We start from the raw sequence: 505 nt of genomic DNA on the forward strand, positions 1-505 counted from the left end.
AGTTAAATATGTAGATGAAAAAGGCAAAGACTTAATCCCTTCAGAAACAACAGAAGGAAAAGTGGGAGATGAGTACTCTACAAGTGGAAAAGTTATTCCAGGACACCTACTAGTTCGTGTTGAAGGAGAAGCTAAAGGTAAGATTGGAAAAGATGGTTCAACAGTAACATACGTTTACAAACCAATCGGATCATGGATTCCAAACATCCCAGGTCAACCAACAACTCCAATCAAATATCCAAACGATCCAGCAGATCCAACAAAACCAGGTAAACCAACAGATGTGTTACCATACGTACCAGGATTTACTCCAGAAGATAAAGATGGCAATCCACTTAAACCAGTTGATCCAACAGATCCAACAAAAGGATATGTAGTACCAAACATCCCAACAGATCCAAGTCAAGATACAGTAATTAACTACGTAGCAAACAAAGCTAAACTAGTAGTTAAATATGTAGATGAAAAAGGCAAAGACTTAATCCCTTCAGAAACAACAGAAGGA

At 37.8% G+C, this 505-nt stretch carries 1 protein-coding gene; it reads left to right on the forward strand.

Features of this window, described 5'->3' with window-relative positions:
- Positions 1–505, forward strand: a 505-nt coding sequence (locus tag ADH52_RS04725) for a MucBP domain-containing protein (protein ID WP_049510400.1), incomplete at both ends; no start/stop codon positions are given.

The sequence above is a fragment of the Streptococcus pseudopneumoniae genome (assembly GCF_001072665.1).
Taxonomy (GTDB): Bacteria; Bacillota; Bacilli; order Lactobacillales; family Streptococcaceae; genus Streptococcus; species Streptococcus pseudopneumoniae_S.